Source organism: Pseudomonas reinekei, from assembly GCF_001945365.1.
Classification (GTDB): domain Bacteria; phylum Pseudomonadota; class Gammaproteobacteria; order Pseudomonadales; family Pseudomonadaceae; genus Aquipseudomonas; species Aquipseudomonas reinekei.
The window spans coordinates 136219-155821 of record NZ_MSTQ01000012.1 but is presented as its reverse complement, the minus strand read 5'-3'; the positions used below and the strand labels follow the sequence as shown (position 1 = coordinate 155821).

Annotated in this window: 15 protein-coding genes and 1 tRNA gene; 10 read left to right on the top strand and 6 right to left on the bottom strand. The window is 59.0% G+C overall.

Features of this window, described 5'->3' with window-relative positions:
- Nucleotides 1–68 precede the first annotated feature (68 nt).
- The 6 genes from clpX (at nucleotide 69) to BVK86_RS19810 (ending at nucleotide 7464) form a co-directional block, all read left to right on the top strand.
- Nucleotides 69–1352, top strand: coding sequence for an ATP-dependent Clp protease ATP-binding subunit ClpX (gene clpX, locus BVK86_RS19835; RefSeq protein ID WP_046032565.1), 1284 nt, complete (start codon nucleotides 69–71; stop codon nucleotides 1350–1352).
- Between the two features lie 161 nt (nucleotides 1353–1513).
- Nucleotides 1514–3910, top strand: a complete 2397-nt coding sequence (lon, locus tag BVK86_RS19830; protein WP_075948013.1) for an endopeptidase La — start codon at nucleotides 1514–1516, stop codon at nucleotides 3908–3910.
- 149 nt (nucleotides 3911–4059) lie between these two features.
- Nucleotides 4060–4332, top strand: a complete 273-nt coding sequence (locus BVK86_RS19825; RefSeq protein WP_002552737.1) for an HU family DNA-binding protein — start codon at nucleotides 4060–4062, stop codon at nucleotides 4330–4332.
- A 53-nt stretch (nucleotides 4333–4385) separates the two neighbouring features.
- Nucleotides 4386–4463: transfer RNA gene (locus tag BVK86_RS19820), tRNA-Leu, on the top strand.
- A gap of 102 nt (nucleotides 4464–4565) precedes the next feature.
- Nucleotides 4566–6437, top strand: coding sequence for a SurA N-terminal domain-containing protein (locus BVK86_RS19815; protein ID WP_075948012.1), 1872 nt, complete (start codon nucleotides 4566–4568; stop codon nucleotides 6435–6437).
- A gap of 199 nt (nucleotides 6438–6636) precedes the next feature.
- On the top strand, nucleotides 6637–7464 hold the full coding sequence (locus BVK86_RS19810; RefSeq protein WP_075948011.1) for a DUF2242 domain-containing protein: 828 nt from the start codon (nucleotides 6637–6639) through the stop codon (nucleotides 7462–7464).
- A 314-nt stretch (nucleotides 7465–7778) separates the two neighbouring features.
- On the opposite strand, the gene BVK86_RS19805 is transcribed toward BVK86_RS19810, so the two are convergent.
- Both BVK86_RS19805 and BVK86_RS19800 read right to left on the bottom strand, forming a co-directional pair.
- On the bottom strand, nucleotides 7779–8819 hold the full coding sequence (locus tag BVK86_RS19805; RefSeq protein WP_075948010.1) for an AraC family transcriptional regulator: 1041 nt from the start codon (nucleotides 8817–8819) through the stop codon (nucleotides 7779–7781).
- 3 nt (nucleotides 8820–8822) lie between these two features.
- Complete coding sequence (locus tag BVK86_RS19800; protein WP_075948009.1) at nucleotides 8823–9953, bottom strand: nitrilase-related carbon-nitrogen hydrolase; 1131 nt, start codon at nucleotides 9951–9953, stop codon at nucleotides 8823–8825.
- A 209-nt stretch (nucleotides 9954–10162) separates the two neighbouring features.
- On the opposite strand from BVK86_RS19800, the gene BVK86_RS19795 reads away from it, so the two are divergent.
- Complete coding sequence (locus tag BVK86_RS19795; RefSeq protein ID WP_075948008.1) at nucleotides 10163–12202, top strand: NADPH-dependent 2,4-dienoyl-CoA reductase; 2040 nt, start codon at nucleotides 10163–10165, stop codon at nucleotides 12200–12202.
- Nucleotides 12203–12289: 87 nt separating this feature from the next.
- Entirely contained in the window at nucleotides 12290–13216 is a 927-nt protein-coding gene (locus BVK86_RS19790; RefSeq protein WP_075948035.1) for a 1-aminocyclopropane-1-carboxylate deaminase/D-cysteine desulfhydrase, read from the top strand.
- Between the two features lie 55 nt (nucleotides 13217–13271).
- Here the strand turns inward: BVK86_RS19790 and BVK86_RS19785 are convergent, their stop codons facing one another.
- The 3 genes from BVK86_RS19785 to BVK86_RS19775 all read right to left on the bottom strand — a co-directional run bounded on the left by BVK86_RS19785 (nucleotide 13272) and on the right by BVK86_RS19775 (nucleotide 16040).
- Nucleotides 13272–13829: a cytochrome b gene (locus BVK86_RS19785; RefSeq protein WP_075948007.1), complete on the bottom strand. Its 558-nt coding sequence runs from the start codon at nucleotides 13827–13829 to the stop codon at nucleotides 13272–13274.
- A 197-nt stretch (nucleotides 13830–14026) separates the two neighbouring features.
- The gene (phnX, locus tag BVK86_RS19780) at nucleotides 14027–14854 is read right to left on the bottom strand and encodes a phosphonoacetaldehyde hydrolase (RefSeq protein ID WP_075948006.1); all 828 of its coding nucleotides are present in this window, start codon (nucleotides 14852–14854) and stop codon (nucleotides 14027–14029) included.
- A 76-nt stretch (nucleotides 14855–14930) separates the two neighbouring features.
- On the bottom strand, nucleotides 14931–16040 hold the full coding sequence (locus tag BVK86_RS19775) for a 2-aminoethylphosphonate--pyruvate transaminase (RefSeq protein WP_075948005.1): 1110 nt from the start codon (nucleotides 16038–16040) through the stop codon (nucleotides 14931–14933).
- A gap of 109 nt (nucleotides 16041–16149) precedes the next feature.
- Between BVK86_RS19775 and BVK86_RS19770 the strand changes: the two genes are divergently transcribed.
- Nucleotides 16150–17013 (top strand): LysR substrate-binding domain-containing protein, encoded by an 864-nt coding sequence (locus BVK86_RS19770; protein ID WP_075948004.1) that lies wholly within the window; start codon nucleotides 16150–16152, stop codon nucleotides 17011–17013.
- A 118-nt stretch (nucleotides 17014–17131) separates the two neighbouring features.
- On the opposite strand, the gene BVK86_RS19765 is transcribed toward BVK86_RS19770, so the two are convergent.
- A complete protein-coding gene (locus tag BVK86_RS19765) occupies nucleotides 17132–18004 on the bottom strand; it encodes a LysR family transcriptional regulator (protein ID WP_075948003.1) in 873 nt (290 codons plus the stop codon).
- 268 nt (nucleotides 18005–18272) lie between these two features.
- Here BVK86_RS19765 and BVK86_RS19760 point away from each other — a divergent pair, with 268 nt between their 5' ends.
- Entirely contained in the window at nucleotides 18273–19598 is a 1326-nt protein-coding gene (locus BVK86_RS19760; protein ID WP_075948002.1) for an MFS transporter, read from the top strand.
- The last annotated feature ends 5 nt before the right edge of the window (nucleotides 19599–19603 follow it).

Below are 19603 nucleotides of genomic sequence, written 5' to 3'. Positions count from 1 at the left end.
GCGGGCTTGAAAAAGCCCGCAATAGCCTTCATCTTGTGTTGCAAGCCTATCGGATTTGGATCGAACGAATGACTGACACCCGCAACGGCGAGGACAACGGCAAGCTGCTCTATTGCTCCTTCTGTGGCAAAAGCCAGCATGAAGTACGCAAATTGATTGCCGGCCCCTCGGTCTTTATCTGCGACGAGTGCGTCGACCTGTGCAATGACATCATCCGCGAGGAGGTGCAGGAAGCACAGGCCGAAAGCAGCGCGCATAAATTGCCTTCGCCTAAAGAAATCAGCGGCATCCTTGATCAGTATGTGATTGGTCAGGAACGTGCGAAAAAGGTTCTGGCCGTAGCGGTGTACAACCACTACAAGCGCCTGAACCAGCGTGACAAAAAGAACGACGACGTCGAACTCGGCAAGAGCAACATCTTGCTGATCGGCCCGACAGGCTCGGGTAAAACCCTGCTTGCCGAAACACTGGCCCGCTTGCTGAACGTTCCGTTCACCATCGCTGACGCAACCACCCTCACCGAGGCGGGTTACGTGGGTGAAGATGTCGAGAACATCATTCAGAAGCTGCTGCAGAAGTGCGATTACGATGTGGAAAAGGCCCAGATGGGCATTGTCTACATCGACGAGATCGACAAGATCTCGCGCAAGTCTGACAACCCGTCGATCACCCGGGACGTTTCCGGTGAAGGCGTGCAGCAGGCCCTGCTCAAGTTGATCGAAGGCACGGTCGCTTCCGTTCCGCCGCAAGGTGGTCGCAAGCATCCACAGCAGGAATTCCTGCAGGTCGACACCCGTAACATCCTGTTCATCTGCGGTGGCGCGTTCTCCGGTCTGGAAAAGGTTATTCAAAACCGTTCCACCAAGGGCGGCATCGGTTTCAACGCCGAAGTGCGCAGCAAGGAAGAGGGCAAGAAAGTCGGTGAATCCCTGCGTGAAGTCGAGCCTGACGATCTGGTCAAGTTCGGTCTGATCCCGGAATTCGTCGGTCGTCTGCCGGTGCTTGCCACGTTGGACGAGCTGGACGAGGCTGCTTTGATGCAGATCCTCACCGAACCGAAAAATGCGCTGACCAAGCAATACGCCAAGCTGTTCGAGATGGAAGGCGTGGACCTGGAGTTCCGCACCGATGCGTTGAAGTCGGTTGCCAAGCGTGCGCTGGAACGCAAGACCGGCGCCCGTGGGCTGCGTTCGATTCTCGAAGGTGTGTTGCTCGACACTATGTATGAAATCCCCTCGCAGTCCGAGGTGAGTAAAGTAGTGATCGATGAAAGCGTGATCGAAGGCAAGTCCAAGCCACTGTATATCTATGAAAACAGTGAACCTGCTGCCAAGGCTGCTCCAGACGCTTAAGCGTCACGCAGCCGGTACAAAGAAGGGGCCTTCGGGCCCCTTTGCTTTTTCCAGTTTTTTACACAGTCTTTGTGCTTGTTTTTTTTGAAGGCTGCCCCCATCTTGGTTTCAAGCTTACTTCCATCTGTTTCCGGCCTTATGGCCGCCGTAGAGGCGAAATCATGAAGACAACCATCGAATTGCCTCTCCTGCCATTGCGTGATGTCGTTGTGTATCCGCACATGGTTATCCCGCTGTTCGTGGGGCGCGAGAAATCCATCGAAGCCCTCGAGGCAGCGATGACGGGTGACAAGCAGATCCTTCTGCTGGCTCAGAGAAACCCTGCTGACGACGATCCCGGTGAAGACGCGCTTTATCGCGTAGGTACGATTGCTACCGTCCTGCAGTTGCTCAAGCTGCCGGATGGCACTGTGAAGGTTTTGGTCGAAGGCGAGCAGCGGGGCGCCGTGGAGCGCTTCAGCGAAGTGGACGGCCATTGCCGTGCCGAAGTCTCGTTGATCGACGAGGTTGATGCGCCAGAGCGCGAGTCGGAAGTGTTTGTCCGCAGCCTGCTGTCGCAGTTCGAACAATATGTTCAGTTGGGCAAGAAAGTCCCGGCTGAAGTCCTGTCTTCGCTTAACAGCATCGACGAGCCCGGGCGCCTGGTCGACACCATGGCCGCGCACATGGCGCTGAAAATCGAACAGAAGCAGGAAATTCTTGAAATCATCGATTTGTCGGCACGGGTCGAGCACGTCCTGGCGTTGCTGGATGCCGAGATTGATCTGCTGCAAGTTGAAAAACGCATTCGCGGTCGCGTCAAAAAGCAAATGGAGCGCAGTCAGCGCGAGTACTACCTGAATGAGCAGATGAAGGCCATTCAGAAAGAACTTGGCGACAGCGATGAAGGCCACAACGAAATTGAAGAGCTGAAAAAGCGCATCGATGCCGCCGGCTTGCCGAAAGACGCGTTGGCCAAAGCCACGGCTGAGCTGAACAAGCTCAAGCAAATGTCGCCAATGTCCGCGGAAGCCACCGTGGTGCGTTCGTACATCGACTGGCTGGTTCAGGTGCCCTGGAAGGCGCAGAGCAAGGTGCGACTGGATCTGGCACGTGCAGAAGACATTCTGGATGCCGACCACTATGGTCTGGAGGAAGTCAAAGAGCGGATCCTCGAATACCTCGCCGTGCAAAAGCGCGTGAAGAAAATTCGTGGTCCGGTGTTGTGCCTGGTTGGTCCTCCGGGCGTGGGTAAAACCTCGCTGGCGGAGTCGATCGCACACGCCACCAACCGTAAATTCGTGCGCATGGCCCTCGGCGGTGTACGCGATGAAGCGGAAATTCGTGGTCATCGCCGGACGTACATCGGGTCGATGCCGGGAAGATTGATTCAAAAGATGACGAAAGTCGGCGTTCGCAACCCATTGTTCCTGCTCGATGAAATCGACAAGATGGGCAGCGACATGCGTGGCGATCCGGCATCGGCGTTGCTGGAAGTGCTCGATCCCGAGCAGAACCACAACTTCAACGATCACTATCTGGAAGTCGACTACGACCTGTCTGATGTGATGTTCCTGTGCACCTCGAACTCCATGAACATTCCGCCGGCGCTGCTGGACCGGATGGAAGTGATTCGTTTGCCGGGCTACACCGAAGACGAGAAGATCAACATCGCCGTGAAGTATCTTTCGCCGAAGCAGATCACGGCCAACGGTTTGAAGAAAGGCGAACTGGAATTCGACGCCGAAGCGATCCGCGACATCATCCGCTACTACACTCGCGAAGCCGGTGTGCGTGGGTTGGAGCGCCAGATTGCCAAGGTTTGCCGCAAGGCAGTCAAAGAGCATGCGCTGGAAAAACGCTTCTCGGTGAAGGTTACTTCGGATGATCTGGAGCACTTCCTGGGCGTGCGTAAATTCCGCTACGGCCTGGCAGAACAGCAGGATCAGATCGGTCAGGTGACCGGGTTGGCGTGGACTCAGGTGGGTGGCGAATTGCTGACCATCGAAGCCGCTGTCGTGCCGGGGAAAGGCCAGTTGATCAAGACCGGTTCGCTGGGTGACGTGATGGTCGAATCGATCACTGCGGCACTCACTGTTGTGCGCAGCCGGGCGAAGAGCCTGGGGATCCCTCTGGACTTCCACGAGAAGCGTGACACGCACATCCACATGCCGGAAGGGGCTACGCCGAAGGATGGTCCTAGCGCTGGTGTAGGTATGTGCACGGCGCTTGTGTCGGCGTTGACCGGCATTCCTGTGCGCGCGGATGTGGCCATGACGGGTGAAATCACCTTGCGTGGTCAGGTGCTGGCGATTGGTGGTTTGAAAGAAAAACTGCTTGCTGCTCACCGTGGTGGAATCAAGACGGTGATCATTCCAGAAGAGAATGTTCGCGATTTGAAGGAAATTCCTGACAATATCAAGCAGGATCTACAGATTAAACCGGTTAAATGGATTGACGAGGTCCTGCAAATTGCGCTGCAATACGCGCCGGAGCCCTTGCCGGATGTGGCTCCTGAGATTGTCGCGAAGGATGAAAAACGCGAGTCCGATTCCAAGGAAAGAATTAGCACGCATTAGTACGTATTTGCCTGGGGGGCTTCCTTGACAGTTTTTTAGAGCCCTTGTTATAAAGCGGCTCTTAAGTGTCTGTAGGCCATTCAGCACTCGTTTTTGCTTTCACCAAAAAAACTTAGAATCATACTCAAATAGATATAAGGGGACTTAGAGTGAACAAGTCGGAACTGATTGATGCTATCGCTGCATCCGCTGATATCCCGAAAGCTGCTGCTGGCCGTGCGCTGGACGCTGTAATCGAATCCGTCACTGGCGCTCTCAAGGCTGGCGACTCGGTTGTTCTGGTTGGTTTCGGTACGTTCTCCGTAACTGATCGTCCAGCTCGTATCGGTCGTAACCCACAGACCGGCAAGACTCTGGAAATCGCAGCAGCCAAAAAACCAGGTTTCAAAGCCGGTAAAGCACTGAAAGAAGCTGTTAACTAAGTTCGATTCAGGTTTTTGCTTATCCGGGTCGGGGTCAAGCCTGACCTGGCAGCGGAGCGGTAGTCCAGTCGGCAGGTCGCCGGTCCGAGACACCGAGGCTCACAAGTTCGAGTCATCGGTCCGCTCCGCCAGTTACGAGAAGGCGCATCCTCGGATGCGCCTTTCTTCTATCCGGATTCTACCCACGCTCCACGGTTGCCTAATTTTGAAGTTCAACCGTTTATGGGGGACGCATGCTGCAGAATATCAGGGACAATTCACAAGGCTGGATTGCCAAGACCATTATCGGGGTCATCGTTGCACTGATGGCTTTGACTGGTTTCGACGCCATTTTTCAGGCCACGACGAGCAAGAATGAGGCGGCGAAGGTCAATGGTGAAGAGATCAGCCAGAACGAGCTGAGCCAGGCGGTCGATATGCAACGCCGTCAGCTCATGCAACAGCTGGGCAAGGATTTCGACGCTTCCTTGCTTGACGAAAAAATGCTGCGCGATTCGGCACTCAAGGGTTTGATCGATCGTAAACTGCTGCTGCAAGGCGCAGAAAACTCCAAATTCGCTTTCTCCGAAGCGGCTCTCGACCAGGTGATCCTGCAAACCCCTGAATTCCAGGTGGATGGCAAGTTCAGTGCCGAGCGTTTTGACCAGGTCATTCGCCAGCTGGGCTACAGCCGTATGCAGTTCCGCCAGATGCTGGCTCAGGAAATGCTGATCGGTCAGTTGCGCGCCGGTCTGGCGGGTAGCGGTTTTGTCACCGATGGTCAGGTACTGGCCTTCGCCCGTCTGGAAAAACAGACCCGCGATTTCGCTTTCCTGAACATCAAGGCCGACCCGGCAGCGGTGAAGCTGACTGACGACGAAGTCAAAGCCTATTACGACGAACACGCCAAGGAATTCATGACGCCGGATCAGGTGATCATCGATTACCTGGAATTGAAGAAGGCTTCCTTCTTTGATGAGGTCAGCGTCAAGGACGAAGACCTGCAAGCGGCGTATCAGAAAGAAATCGCGAACCTGTCCGAGCAACGCCGGGCAGCGCACATTCTGATCGAAGTGAACGACAAGACGACCGAAGCGCAGGCCAAGACCAGGATCGATGAGATCCAGGCACGCCTGAACAAGGGTGAGAAGTTTGAAGCGCTGGCCAAGGAGTTCTCGCAGGATCCGGGTTCGGCCAACAACGGCGGTGACTTGGGTTATGCCGGTCCTGGTGTCTACGATCCAGCGTTCGAAAAAGCGCTGTATTCGTTGAACAAGGATCAGGTTTCCGAGCCGGTGCGTACCGATTTCGGTTTCCACCTGATCAAGCTATTGGGTGTGGAAGCGCCTGAAGTGCCGACTTTCGCCAGCCTGAAAGACAAGCTGACCCGCGATCTGAAGGCCGCACAAGTTGAGCAGCGTTTCGTCGAGGCGACCAAGCAATTGGAAGATGCTTCGTTCGAGGCTTCCGATCTGGCCCAGCCGGCACAGGACTTGAAGCTGACCGTTCACACCTCCGCGCCGTTCGGCCGTGAAGGTGGTGAAGGTATCGCGGCCAACCGTGCCGTGGTCACCGCTGCGTTCAGCCCTGAAGTGCTGGATGAGGGTGCCAACAGCACCGCCATTGAGCTCGATCCGGAAACCGTGATCGTGCTGCGTGCCAAGGAACACCTGAAGCCTGCGCAGCTGCCGCTGGAAAAAGTGTCTGCCGCCATTCGCGTGCAACTGACCAAAGAGCACGCCAGTGCGGCTGCCAAGACCAAGGCTGAAGAGTTGATAGCCAGCCTGCGCGACGGCAAGACCCCGCTGGACAAGGCGATTGACGGCCAGAACTGGAAAGTCACCGAAGCGACGACCCGTGCTCAGGAAGGGATAGACCCGACTGTGCTGCAAGCGCTGTTCCGCATGCCCAAGCCAACCGGCAAGGACAAGCCCACGTTCAGCAGTGTGACCCTGGCTGATGGCAGTCTGGTGATCGTGCGTCTGAATGGCGTCAACGAAGCTGCAACACCGACCGAAGAAGAGAAGGCTCAATACCGTCGCTTCCTCGCCTCGCGTGTAGGTCAGCAAGACTTCGCGGCGTATCGCAAGCAGCTGGAAAGCGAGGCCGACATCAAGCGTTTCTGATGTTTGACTGAGTTGAGTGTCAAGAGAACCCCGGCCGGAAGGTCGGGGTTTTTCATTTCAGGTGTTACGACAAACGCATGAGACGTTTACCGAATACTGGAGTCAACACACCTGTAACTGTTTTAAGACACAATCGTTGCGCCGCTAAGCATCGATCTGTTGCACAATACGCCCCGAACCGTTTTTCTCAGGATGTTCAATGTTTAAATCAATTCCCATGCGGGTTGTCGGGCTGGCGTTGCTGCTGGCCACTGCTGCCGGTTGTTCGTCGAAGAAAACCGCCATCTATGAGCATGAGAACTTCGACGATTCCGGAACATTTTCCCGTAACTATCCGGTGACCGATTCGGTGTCCTGCGAAGCCGCTCGTCGTGCTTTGCTCAGCCAGGGTTACATCATCACCAGCAGCGATCCGAAACTGGTCAGCGGGCACAAGAGCTTCCAGCAGACCGGCGAGACCCACATGGAAATCAGTTTCAGTGTGGTCTGTGCCGAAGACGGCAGTGCCGGGCATCACGCCACTGTGTTCGCCAACGCCTTGCAAGACCAGTACGCACTGAAGAAAACCAACAACTCCGCCAGTCTCGGTGTCGGCGTGCTGGGTTCGGTGTCGATGCCGATTGGCTCGTCGGACGATTCGATGGTCAAGGTAGCGAGCGAAACCGTTACCTCCGCCAAGTTCTACGAGCGGTTCTTCGCGTTGGTCGAACTTTTCCTGCCCAAGGAAGTAAAGGAAGCGGCGCACATTGCCGAGAAGCCGAAAACCGATCTGGGTATGCCTGAACCCAAGGCTGTACCGGCGCCATTGGCCCCGGAGGCTGCCCCAGCGCCTGCACCTGCGCCAGAAGCGCCTAAAGCCGCCGATGAGCCGCCTGCCGCTTCTGAGCCGGTTGCACCGCCGCCTGAGGCCGCGCCGATCAATCCCGCTCCGGTTGCAGAGCCAGCCCCTGAGACGCAGACCATCACACCGCCTGGCAATCCCAACGACTTGCCTGCGCCAAGTGAACCGATCAAGGCCATGCCGTGACGGGCAGTAACATCCGCATACGTTGATACACATCAAGCCAGGCCGCTGTTCTGCGGCCTGAATCAAAAAAACCGCTGATAAATCCCTGGCGGCCTGCTACGTTTTATTCAGTAGCGACGGAGTGTCGTGCCCGCGTCATTTTTCTTTCACACGGGCACCTTAATCTCAGAGTCGCTGACCACTGGATCAGACGTATTCTTCAATAAGCTGTGGGGGATTAAAAAATGGACGATTATCAAGAAGAGCTGCTCGAGTATCAGGCGTTTGAACTGGACCCGCTGGAACCTGCCGAAGATGCTACCGAGTTGTAAGCGTCAGGCGGATTGCCGATGACTGCGGCGAAACTCGCCGGGAGTCTGGCCGGTCCAGCGTTTGAAAGCGCGTTGAAACGCTTCGGCTGAGGCAAAGCCCAGCAGGTAGGCAATTTCGCCGAACGCCAGTTCGGTATCGCGAATGTAGGTCATGGCCAGGTCGCGACGGGTGTCGTTGAGAATTGCACGAAACTGCGTGCCTTCTTCAGCGAGTTTGCGACGCAAGGTCCAGGTAGGCAGCTTAAGGCGTGCCGCCACTTCTTCCAGGTCGGGTTCCCGGCCACCATTGAGCAACGGCCCCAGTAACTGAGTGATGCGTTCACGCAGGCTACGGGTGCGTGTCAGTTGCTCCAGTTCCCGCTCACACAAGCTCAGCAAATGGCGCCAAGTGCTCGGGCAGTGCTCCGGGTTGCGTTGGGCGAGGCTGGCCAGGCTCAGGCGCAGTTGATTGTGTTCGGCACCAAACTGTATTGGGCCGTCGCCCAATGCGTCGTAGGCGGCGCTGTAGTCGGGTGCGTCGAATTCGATCTCAATGCGTTCGGCCTTCAGTGGGGCAGGGCTGAGGCTGGATAATTGCTGCAACCAGCCAGCGATGATCGAATCAACCACGAAGCGGTTGTAGCTGTTATAGGGGCTGATGGAATAGAAGCGTAACCAGGCGCCTTGCGGGTCTTCGTGAAAGCTCGAATGACCGCGATAGTTGGAGCCGTACAACGCTTCGAAGCGAATCAGGCAGCGCGCCGCCTCGCGTACCGTCGGCGCCTGGGCTGCGGTGATGCCCGCCAGGCCGGCCTGGCTCAGACGGCTGAGCTGCCCCATGCGCAAGCCGAGCGCCGGGTTGCCGGTCAACTGAATCGCACTGTGCCCCAGGCGCATATAACGCGGGATCGACAGTCGGGCGCCCGCTTCGCCGAGGCGGGCCGCGTCCAGGCCATATTGCTCCAGCAGGGGCTGTGGATCAGCCCCGAGGCTGCGCACGGCGTCCGCCAGGCTATGAACGAAGCCTACCGATAAATCGCCGAGACGCATCGGCATCGGTTTCATGGCTTACAACCACAGGTTCAACAAACGCGCACCGCGGGCATTGCCATCGGCAAAGTGCTGGCCGTTGCTGCTGAGAAAACTCTGCCCGGCGCTGGGTTGATCCCAGAACTGGCCGCGCAAGAATACGCTCATGCCGGCGATGGCCCGGCTCGAAGGGGCTTGTGTGGTCAGGGTCAGGTGACGCCAGGCCTGGCCTTCGCTGAGCTCCCCGGGCTTGAGGCTGACGGAACCAGGTGTCGACGATCCCTTGTAGCCGCGCCACGGTTGATCCCAGGTGCCTCGCCCGACGACGAAAGCGGGGACCGCGACGAGTTGCGCCTGTTCAGCGTCGAGCTTGCGGTAGTTGTCCGGGTACCAGCTGTCACTGCCGATCAGCACGCCAAGGCGCCCGGCCGGGGTGTCGACGACATTGAGGGTATGGTCGCCATTGGCCTTGATCGCATCCTGTTGTTCAAAGACCGGGTGCATCTGGCGCTGCGGTTGACCGATGGGCACGCCATCGCGACCGAATACCACACTGCTGTTGTACAACGCACCGCGGCCAATTTTCAGTTTGCCGTCGATCACGCTTGGATCGGGAAGCACGATGGAGCCGGCCACCAGTGTCACGTCAAATTCTTTCGCCAGCCCGCCGAACAGCGCCTGATAGTCCTTGGCCATGCCTTTGGCTTTCATCCGCAAGTGTGCATCGTCCAGACGGCTGCCACCCTCGGCGCCGATCAGCGCGCGGACGAACTTCAGCGGATTGCTCACGGCCAGCCAGTTCATGGCTTCCTTGAGTGTGGTGGCCTGGTACAACTCATCTTTTTCGCCGGTGACCATCAGCCAGGTACCGACATGCTCCGGCAGTACCACGATGGTTTTCTCATTCAACAGACCCTGTTCCCGGGCCTTTTGCAGGTAAGCGGCGAGCTTGCGGTGAAGGCGTTCAGGGCTCTGGTAATCGGTAGGAAACAGCTCGGGCTGGATGCCCAGCAGGTTGCCCCGGTCGGCGGGTTGACCCTGGTCGACGGCGAGATCGATCCGTAGGTCCGAGAGGTAATGACCCACCGGGCGGTCTGCGGCCCACATGGCGTAGGTTGTAAGAGCGGCGACCAGCGCCATGGAGAAAGTCAGGTACAGAAGTTTGCGCATGGGGAAACAGTCAACGGCCGTGTGCAGGGTTTGACGACTAGGGTATGGCCCAAGCCGACGCTTGCCAAGGCCTGCTGCTCATTGCGATCAATAAGTTGTCAGTTTCGGTCATTGAGCGTCCGCTGTACTGCTCATAGTCTGTAGGCCATGACAGAGGGGCGCCAAAGAGCGCCCACATTTATCCGTGATCGCTCGTTGTGGAGTTACCGATGACCGCCGCTCATTACCCGCACCTGTTGGCCCCGCTGGATCTGGGTTTTACCACGTTGCGCAATCGCACCCTGATGGGCTCGATGCACACCGGGCTTGAAGAAAAACCAGGTGGTTTCGAGCGCATGGCGGCGTATTTCGCCGAACGTGCCCGGGGTGGGGTTGGCTTGATGGTCACGGGGGGTATCGGCCCGAACGACGAGGGCGGTGTGTACTCTGGCGCCGCCAAGCTGACCACCGAGGAAGAAGCGCTCAAGCATCGGATCGTCACCCGCGCGGTGCACGAGGCGGGCGGCAAGATCTGCATGCAGATTCTCCATGCCGGTCGTTACGCCTACAGCCCGAAGCAGGTCGCGCCAAGCGCCATCCAGGCACCGATCAACCCGTTCAAGCCGAAAGAGCTGGACGAGGACGGCATCGAGAAGCAGATCCGCGACTTCGTCACCTGTTCGACCCTGGCGCAACAGGCCGAGTACGACGGCGTCGAGATCATGGGGTCCGAAGGTTATTTCATTAACCAGTTCCTCGCCGCCCACACCAACCACCGTACCGACCGTTGGGGCGGCAGCTACGAAAACCGCATGCGCCTGCCGGTGGAAATCGTGCGCCGGGTGCGTGAAGCGGTGGGGCCGAATTTCATCATCATTTTCCGTCTGTCGATGCTCGATCTGGTCGAGGGCGGCAGCACCTGGGAAGAAATCGTGCTGTTGGCCAAGGCCATCGAGCAGGCCGGTGCGACGATTATCAACACCGGTATCGGCTGGCACGAAGCGCGGATTCCGACCATCGCCACCAAGGTGCCGCGTGCGGCATTCAGCAAGGTCACGGCCAAGCTGCGTGGTTCGGTGAACATTCCGCTGATCACCACCAACCGCATCAACACCCCGGAAGTGGCCGAGCAGATTCTGGCCGATGGCGATGCCGACATGGTGTCCATGGCGCGCCCGTTCCTCGCCGACCCGGACTTCGTCAACAAGGCGGCTGAAGGCCGCGCTGATGAAATCAACACCTGCATCGGTTGCAATCAGGCGTGCCTGGATCACACCTTCGGCGGCAAGCTGACCAGTTGCCTGGTCAACCCTCGCGCCTGCCACGAAACCGAGCTCAACTACGTGCCGGTCAAGCAGATCAAGAAAATCGCTGTAGTCGGTGCCGGTCCTGCGGGCCTGTCCGCCGCGACCGTGGCGGCCGAGCGCGGCCATCAGGTGACGCTGTTCGATTCGGCCAGCGAAATCGGCGGACAGTTCAACGTAGCCAAGCGTGTGCCGGGCAAGGAAGAGTTCTTTGAGACCCTGCGTTATTTCGGTCGCAAACTGCAGACCACCAATGTCGAGGTGTGCCTCAACACTCGCGTGGATGTGGCGAAACTGGTCGAGGGGGGCTTTGACGAGATCATCCTTGCGACCGGCATCGCGCCAAGAACCCCGGCAATTCCGGGCGTCGAGAACGCCAAGGTCTTGAGCTACCTGGACGTGCTTCTACAGCGTAAACCGGTAGGCAAGCGCGTCGCGGTGATCGGCGCTGGCGGCATCGGCTTCGACGTCTCGGAATTCCTGGTGCATCAGGGGCAGGCCACCAGCCTGAATCGCGATGAGTTCTGGAAAGAGTGGGGCATCGACACGCACCTGGAAGCGCGCGGCGGTGTCGCCGGCATCAAGGCCGCGCCTCATGCACCGGCCCGTGAAGTGTTCCTGCTGCAACGCAAGAAATCCAAGGTCGGCGATGGCCTGGGCAAGACCACCGGCTGGATTCACCGCACCGGTCTGAAGAACAAGCAGGTGCAAATGCTCAACAGCGTCGAATACCTGAAGATCGACGACGAAGGCCTGCACATTCGCATCGGCGAAGACGGCGAGCCGCACGTGTTGCCGGTGGACAACATCGTGATCTGCGCCGGTCAGGACCCACTGCGCGAATTGCAGGATGGCCTGGTAGCGGCGGGGCAAAACGTGCACTTGATCGGCGGCGCGGATGTCGCGGCTGAGCTGGATGCCAAGCGCGCGATCAACCAGGGCTCACGGTTGGCCGCCGAGTTGTAATCCACCCAATTGCGGTGGCGAGGGAGCAAGCTCCCTCGCCACCGTTTGATTGCTAAGATGCCGGACCTTCATCCGGAAGCGGCATTGATGCTTTTTTCTCCCAACGACTGGCTCCCCCAAGCCCCCCTCGAACCCCTGTCTCTCGACTGGCTCACAACTGCCCATGTCGAAGTCGCCCTCTTGCGTCTGGACCAGATCGACCCACTGATCAGCGGCAACAAATGGTTCAAGCTGATCGAACACCTCAACGTCGCTGAACAGTCCGGCGCCAAAGGCATCATCAGCCTCGGCGGGGCGCACTCCAATCATCTGCATGCACTGGCGGCGGCCGGCAAGCGATTCGGGTTTTCCACGGTGGGCCTGTTGCGTGGGCATTCTCAGGAAACACCCACGGTAAAGGACTTGCAGGCGTTCGGCATGCAACTGCATTGGCTGGGTTATGGCGGTTATCGGGCGAGGCATGAAGCCGGTTTCTGGTTGCCGTGGAAAGCCCGATACCCCGACCTGCACCCCGTGCCCGAGGGGGGCGGTGGGTTACTTGGCGCGCGTGGCTGCATGCCGCTCAAGGATCAGGTTTGCGAGCACTTGAGCGGCCTGGGCTGGAGCGATTACGACGGTTGGTGGCTGGCCTGCGGGACCGGTACGACGCTGGCGGGCCTGGTGCTTGCCGAAGCGGGCGAACGCCCGGTTTACGGGGCGTTGGCGGTGCCGGATGACCATGGCGTGGCGCAGCAGGTCGACAGTATTGTGACGCAAGCGGGGCTGAGCGATCCGGCCTATGAGCTGATCGATGCCTGCCGTGGCGGCTTTGCCAAGGTTGATCCGCGGTTACTTGAGTTCATCGAACAGGCCGAAAGTGCCAGCGGCGTTCCTCTTGAGCCGCTGTACACCGGCAAGGCGTTGCTGGCGCTCAGGCAGCAGGTCGAAGCAGGCAGATTCAAAAAGGGCACACGCCTGATCTTCGTTCATACCGGCGGCTTGCAGGGGCGGCGGGGGTTCAATGCTCAACCCTGAATATTGTCATCAGTCCTGTAGGCGCGAGCCTGCTCGCGCCTACAGGTGCCACACCTCAGGTTCGGGTTACCCGTTTTGGCATCATCCGCAACAAGGTGTTATCACCCACCACATAATGGTGATAAAGCCCGGCCGCGGCATGCAGGCCGATCAGCCAGTAGCCGATGGTGCCGCCGAGTTCGTGCCAGTCTTGGAGCTCTTTGGCCAGTTCCTTGTTCTCGTTTATCAACAGCGGCAAGTCGAAACCGTAGAACATCACTTGTTTGCCTTTGGCACTGGTGACCAGCCAGCCAAAAATCGGCATGGCGATCATGAAAATGTACAGCGCCCAGTGCATCAGCCTGGCCAGCGTCAATTGCCAACGCGGCGACGCCGGGAGGATTTGCGGAGCAGGGCCAAGGCTGCGGGCTAACAGGCGCAACCAGACCAATACGAACACCGTCAGGCCAAGCATGAAGTGGGATTCGACGATCAGCGTTCGCCCGCCACTGCCCTTGGGAAAGAGGCCGCGTAATTCGATGCAGGCATAAACCAGTGCCAGCAAGACCAGCATTAACCAGTGCAACGTGATCGACACGGTGCTGTAGCGCGAAGCGGAGTTTTTCCACGGCATTCGGTATTCCTCTGAGGCCCGGTTTTAAGCGACCGTTCTTGATCGACGGTATGCCTTAACTGTAATCCTGTTTCAGTGGCGTTACCTTAAGCTCAGGGACGCAGGTGGCTTTGTTCAGCTAATTGACAGCAAAAGCGCACCGCCCCCTGCAGGAGCAGCTTTCGGTAGCTCCTGCAGGGGGCGGTGCTGTCCGCGTATCAGTGGGCTTGCGGCATCTCGCCTTGGGCCAGCCGCTTGTTGATGTCGGCGATCACGTCGGGCAAGTCGGTGATGGTGTCGATCATGTAGTGCGGACGCGACCCTTCGAACAGTGCATGAATGCGTTTGCGCTCGCTGGCCAGTTCGTCGCTGGCGAGGGCGCGATAACCTTCGTAGTCCAGGCCCAGTGCGTTGCCCGAGCAGATCAGCGCCACGGTCCACATCCCGGCACGACGGCCTTCGAGAATGCCCGGGACGGTGTCGTCGATCTTCACGCAGGCCGCGACGTCGTCGATGCCCAGGGCAATCACGTTGGCCAGTGCCTGGGCCGGCCATGGGCGGCCATTCGGCACTTCGTCGGTGGCGACCACGTGGTCGGCGATGTAACCGTTGGTGGCGGCCAGTTCGACGACTTTATCCATGACTTGTTTTGGATAGCCGGAGCAGGAGCCAATCTTGATCCCTTGTTCGCGCAGGTTGGCAATGGTGTCCAGAGCGCCGGGAATCAACGCCGAATGTTCGGCGATTTTTTCGATCTGCAGCGGCATGAAACGCTGGTAGATGGCAGTCACGTCATCGTCGGTCGGCGTACGGCCGAAGACTTTACGATAGCGCTCGGCGACTTGCGGTTGATCGCACAGGGTGCGGATGTGATCCCACTTGCCCATGCCCATCGGGCCACGGGCTTCTTCAATGGAAACCTGGACATCGAACTCGGCGAAGGCTTCGACGAAGATCTGCGTCGGGGCGAAGGAACCGAAGTCGACAACGGTGCCGGCCCAGTCGAGGATGGCGGCTTGCAGTGTGGTCGGGTTGGTGTAGTTCATGGCAAATATATTCCTGTAGGAGTTCGATTACCTGTGGAAGCGGGCAAGCCCGCTCCCACAGGGGAGTGCGATGGACTTAAATCTCGAGCACTTCCATCTCGCGCAACACTTCGCCGATGGCGGCTACGGCTTCGCGCATTTCGGCTGGCTGGACGTAGCCAATGCAGCCGACACGGAAGGTTTCGACCTGGGTCAGTTTGCCGGGGTAGAGGATGTAACCCTTGGCCTTGACCCGTTCGTAGAACGCCTTGAACTGGTAGCGCGGATCTTTCGGGGCGTGGAAGGTGGCGATGATCGGCGCCTGGATCTCGGCCGGCAGGAAACTGCGCAGGCCCAGCTTGCTCATCTCTTCCATCAACGCCTGACAGTTGGCGGCGTAGCGCTTGTGTCGGGCCGGCAAGCCGCCTTCTTCGTTGTATTGCAGCAGGGCTTCGTGCAGCGCCGCGACCACGTGAGTCGGCGGGGTGAAGCGCCATTGGCCGGTCTTGACCATGTAAGTGTGCTGGTCATACAGGTCCATCGCCAGCGAATGCGAGTTGCCGGCGGCACTGGCCAGGGATTCTTTGCGAGCGAACACAAAACCCATCCCCGGTACGCCTTCCAGGCATTTGCCCGAGGCGGCGATCAGTGCATCGAACGGGATCTGCTGAGCATCGACCGGCAGAGCACCGAAGGAACTCATGGCATCGATGATCAAGCGTTTGCCGTGTTGCGCAATGACCTGGGCGATGTCCGGCAGCGGGTTGAGGATGCCGGTGCTGGTTTCGCAGTGGATCAGTGCAACGTGGGTGATACCGGCGTCGGCCCGCAGCAGGCGGTCGACGTCGGCGGCGGTGGTCGGTTCGTCTTCGGCGGTTTCGAAGGTACTGAACGAGCGGCCGAGCACTTCGCAAATCTTCGCCAGGCGTTTGCCGTAGGCGCCGTTGATCAGCACCAAGACCTTGCCATCGCGAGGCACCAGTGTGCCGATGGCCGCTTCGACCGCGAAGGTGCCGCTGCCTTGTAACGGCACGCAGTGGTGGGTGGCGGCGCCGTTGATGATCGCCAGCAGTTGCTCGCAGAGGCTGGCGGTCAGTTGATTGAAGCGGTCATCCCACGACCCCCAGTCAACCATCATTGCCTGACGGGTGCGGGCCGACGTGGTCAACGGGCCAGGGGTGAGCAGGATGGGGGCGGCAATACTCATTCTCGTGTCCTCGCAATCGATGGGATGAAGCGTTGGTGCCTAAATTGCTATTTGCCGGGTTATCAATCAAATTGTTTGTTGTTATGCCAGCCATCAGTGAGGTTTATCCATGAACCTGTTCCAGCTCCGCGCTTTCGATGCCGTGGCCCGGGAGGGCAGCTTTACCAGGGCGGCCGCGCGACTGTTCATCAGCCAGCCGGCGGTGACCGGGCACATCAAGGCGCTGGAGGAGCATTACCAGATCACCCTGTTGCGTCGGACTGCCCGTCGGGTGGAATTGACGGAAGAGGGCACCAAGCTGGCGGCGATCACCCGGGCGATGTTCGGTCTGGCCGAAGAAGCGCAAGTGATGCTCGAGGCCAACCGGCAGTTATTGACCGGGCGCCTGGAGGTGGCGGCGGACGGCCCGCACATGGTCATGCCGATGTTGGCGAGCCTGCGTGCGCGTTATCCAGGGATCACCGTGAATTTGCGCCTGGGCAATGCTCAGGAAACCTTGGCGGCGTTGCTGTCCGAGCACGCCGACGTCGCGGTGTTGACCGAGGTCGAGCCGCGCAAGGGCCTGCATTTGCAGGCGCTCAGTGAGTCACGCATTTGTGCGTTGGTGCCCGATGGGCATCCGTGGGCGCAGCGATCCAAGGGCGTGCCGCTCAAAGAGCTGGATCAGGTGATCATGGTGTTGCGTGAACCGAGTTCAATCACCCGGCGCACCTTCGATGAGGCGTGTGCCCAGGCCAGCGTCAATCCGCGGGTGTTGCTGGAACTGGACAGTCGCGAAGCGGTGACCGAAGCCGTGGCGGCGGAGTTGGGGGTCGGTGTGGTGTCGTCGGTAGAAGTCAGCCATGACCCACGGGTGGCGGCGGTGCCGATCATTGGTGAGGGCTTGGTGAACCGGCACATGATGGGGTGCATGGAGCGGCGGCGGGATTTGCGCCTTATTCAGGCGTTTTTAGGGTTGGCGACAGGCAAGTAGATCGACTCGCCTGCAATCGCCAGCCGGCTAGCTCCCACCAGGGATCTGCATCTTCCACGGATTTTCGGGACGACACAGCACCACTGTGGGAGCCTGCTGGCGAAGACGCCGGACCTGCCTACACCAGACTCTCGCGAACCATCTGCAGAAACGTCGCCACCACCCGCCGCGAACTCTGCTCGCGCAAGCACACCAGGGTTTCTGTCAGCCGGCGTTTGCAATCGGTAATCGGCAATGCGCACACCCGTGAATCCGCACCAAACTCGGCCGCCGAAACGACACCCACGCCAATCCCCACCACCACCGCCTCCCGCGCCGCTTCACGACCTTCCACCTGGATCGCCGGGCGAATGCGAAACCCCGCGCCGGCCATTTCTTCTTCCAGGGTCTGGCGCGTCACGGAACCGATTTCCCGCAGTACCAGCGGCGTGTCGTCGAGGTCCGCGAGGGTGATGGATTGGCGGCCGGCCCAAGGATGATGGCGGGATACGAACGCCACCATCGGGTCATTGCGCAGTGGCAACGAGAGCAAGCGCTCATCGCTGACATCGCGACCCAGCAACGCCAGATCAGCTTGATAGTTGAAAAGCCGGAACAGCGACTCATCGGTGTTGCCGGTTTCGATCTTGACGCTGATGCCGGGATAGCGCTCACAGAAGCGGGCGATCTGCGGCAATACGTGGACCGGCGCGTCCACCGCCAGAATCAGGCTGCCGGTTTGCAAGGCCTGGGAGTCCTGTAACAGTTCCTGGGCCTCGGCTTCGATCACGAACAATTTCTGCGTCACACCGAGCAGGCGTTCGCCCAAATCAGTCAGGCGCACCGAACGCTTGTTGCGATGGAACAGCAACACGCCGTAGCGCTCTTCGAGTTTGCGCACTTGGTCGGAAATCGCCGGTTGCGTCAAAAACAGCCGCTCGGCGGCTTTGGTAAAGCTTCCATGCACGGCCACCGCATGGAAGGCTTTGAGCTGGGCGTGGGAAACCGACATGGGAATCTCCAGTAACAAGCTGAGCTTATTTTTGAAATACGATAAATCGATTTCACTTATTAATCAGTAATTGTTTTTATCCACCTCAGCCCCGCTGACTGTTCAGTCGAACAGCGGCGGGTGCCATGAGCCTGTGCGTGCATCAACAGGACTCATCTGACCGGAATCGCCCACAGGGACAAGGCGATTTCGCAGTGCTCAACAATAAAAACACAGGCGTTTTCTTCACATTCTGCCGGCACACTCACACCCTGAGGTCAGAACCACAATGAACAAGCACATCGGCACCATCAAGCGTTGGCGCGTGCAGATCTTCGCGATCACCTGGCTCGCCTACGCCGCTTTCTACTTCACCCGCAAAGCCTTTTCGGTCGCCAAACTCGGTATTGGCGAAGACCCGACGTTCATGCTCGACAAAATGGCCATGGCCAACCTCGATGCCATTTACCTCACCGCCTACGCCATCGGCCAATTCACCTGGGGCATCCTCGCCGACCGCTTCGGCCCAAGGGTTGTGGTACTCGGTGGTTTGTTGATATCGGCAGCCGCCGCGCTGGTGATGGGCAGTTTCGCCACGCTACCGATCTTCGCCACCTGCATGCTGATTCAAGGCCTGGCGCAGTCCACCGGTTGGTCGGGGCTGTGCAAAAACCTCGGCAGTTTCTTCCCTTCGCAGCAACGTGGGCGTGTATTGGGCTTATGGAGCTCGTGCTACGCCTTTGGTGGGCTGGTGGCTTCGCCGTTTGCCGGTTGGTGGGCGTACACGCTCGTCGGCAGCTGGCATGCGGCGTTCATTTCCAGTGCGGCGGTGGTCGGGCTGGTCGCTGTGCTGTTTTTTATTTTCCAACGCAACAAACCCGAAGACGTCGGCTTGCCGGCGGTGGAACCGGAACCTGAGTTGACCGCCGAACAAGCCGAAGCGCAAAGCAAAGTCAGCATGTGGGTGCCATTGAAGGAAATCTTGCGCAACCGCACGGTGCTGGTGCTCGGGCTGGCGTATTTCATGTTGAAACCGGCGCGCTACGCGATTCTGCTGTGGGGGCCGGTGATCGTTTTCGAACAGATGCCTTCGGTGGGCAAGGTCGGTGCGGCAATCATCCCCACCGCGTTTGAACTGGCCGGGTTACTCGGGCCGATCCTGATCGGCCTGGCCTCGGACAAGCTGTTTGGCGCCCGGCGCATGCCGGCCTGCGTGATCAGTCTGCTGGCGCTGACCGTGTCCCTGGCGTTTTTCATGGGCGCCCTGCATACCGGCAGCGTGGCATTGGTGGTGGCGCTGTTGTTTGTCATGGGCCTGACGCTCTACGGGCCGGACTCGATGATCAGCGGCGCGGCCGCCATCGACTTCGGCACCGCCAAGGCGGGTGCCACGGCGGCCGGTTTCGTCAATGGTTGCGGCTCGGTCGGGGCGATTCTTGGCGGGTTGCTGCCGGGCTACTTCGACACCGTGACTGTGTTCATCGTCTTCGCCGGCTGCGCGATGTTCTCGGCACTGGTGCTGATCCCGCACTGGAACAGCCGCCCGGGTGGCATGGGCACTCACTTTGCCTACGTGCCCAATCAAGCGATGACCATCAAACCCTTGCGTACCTGAATCCC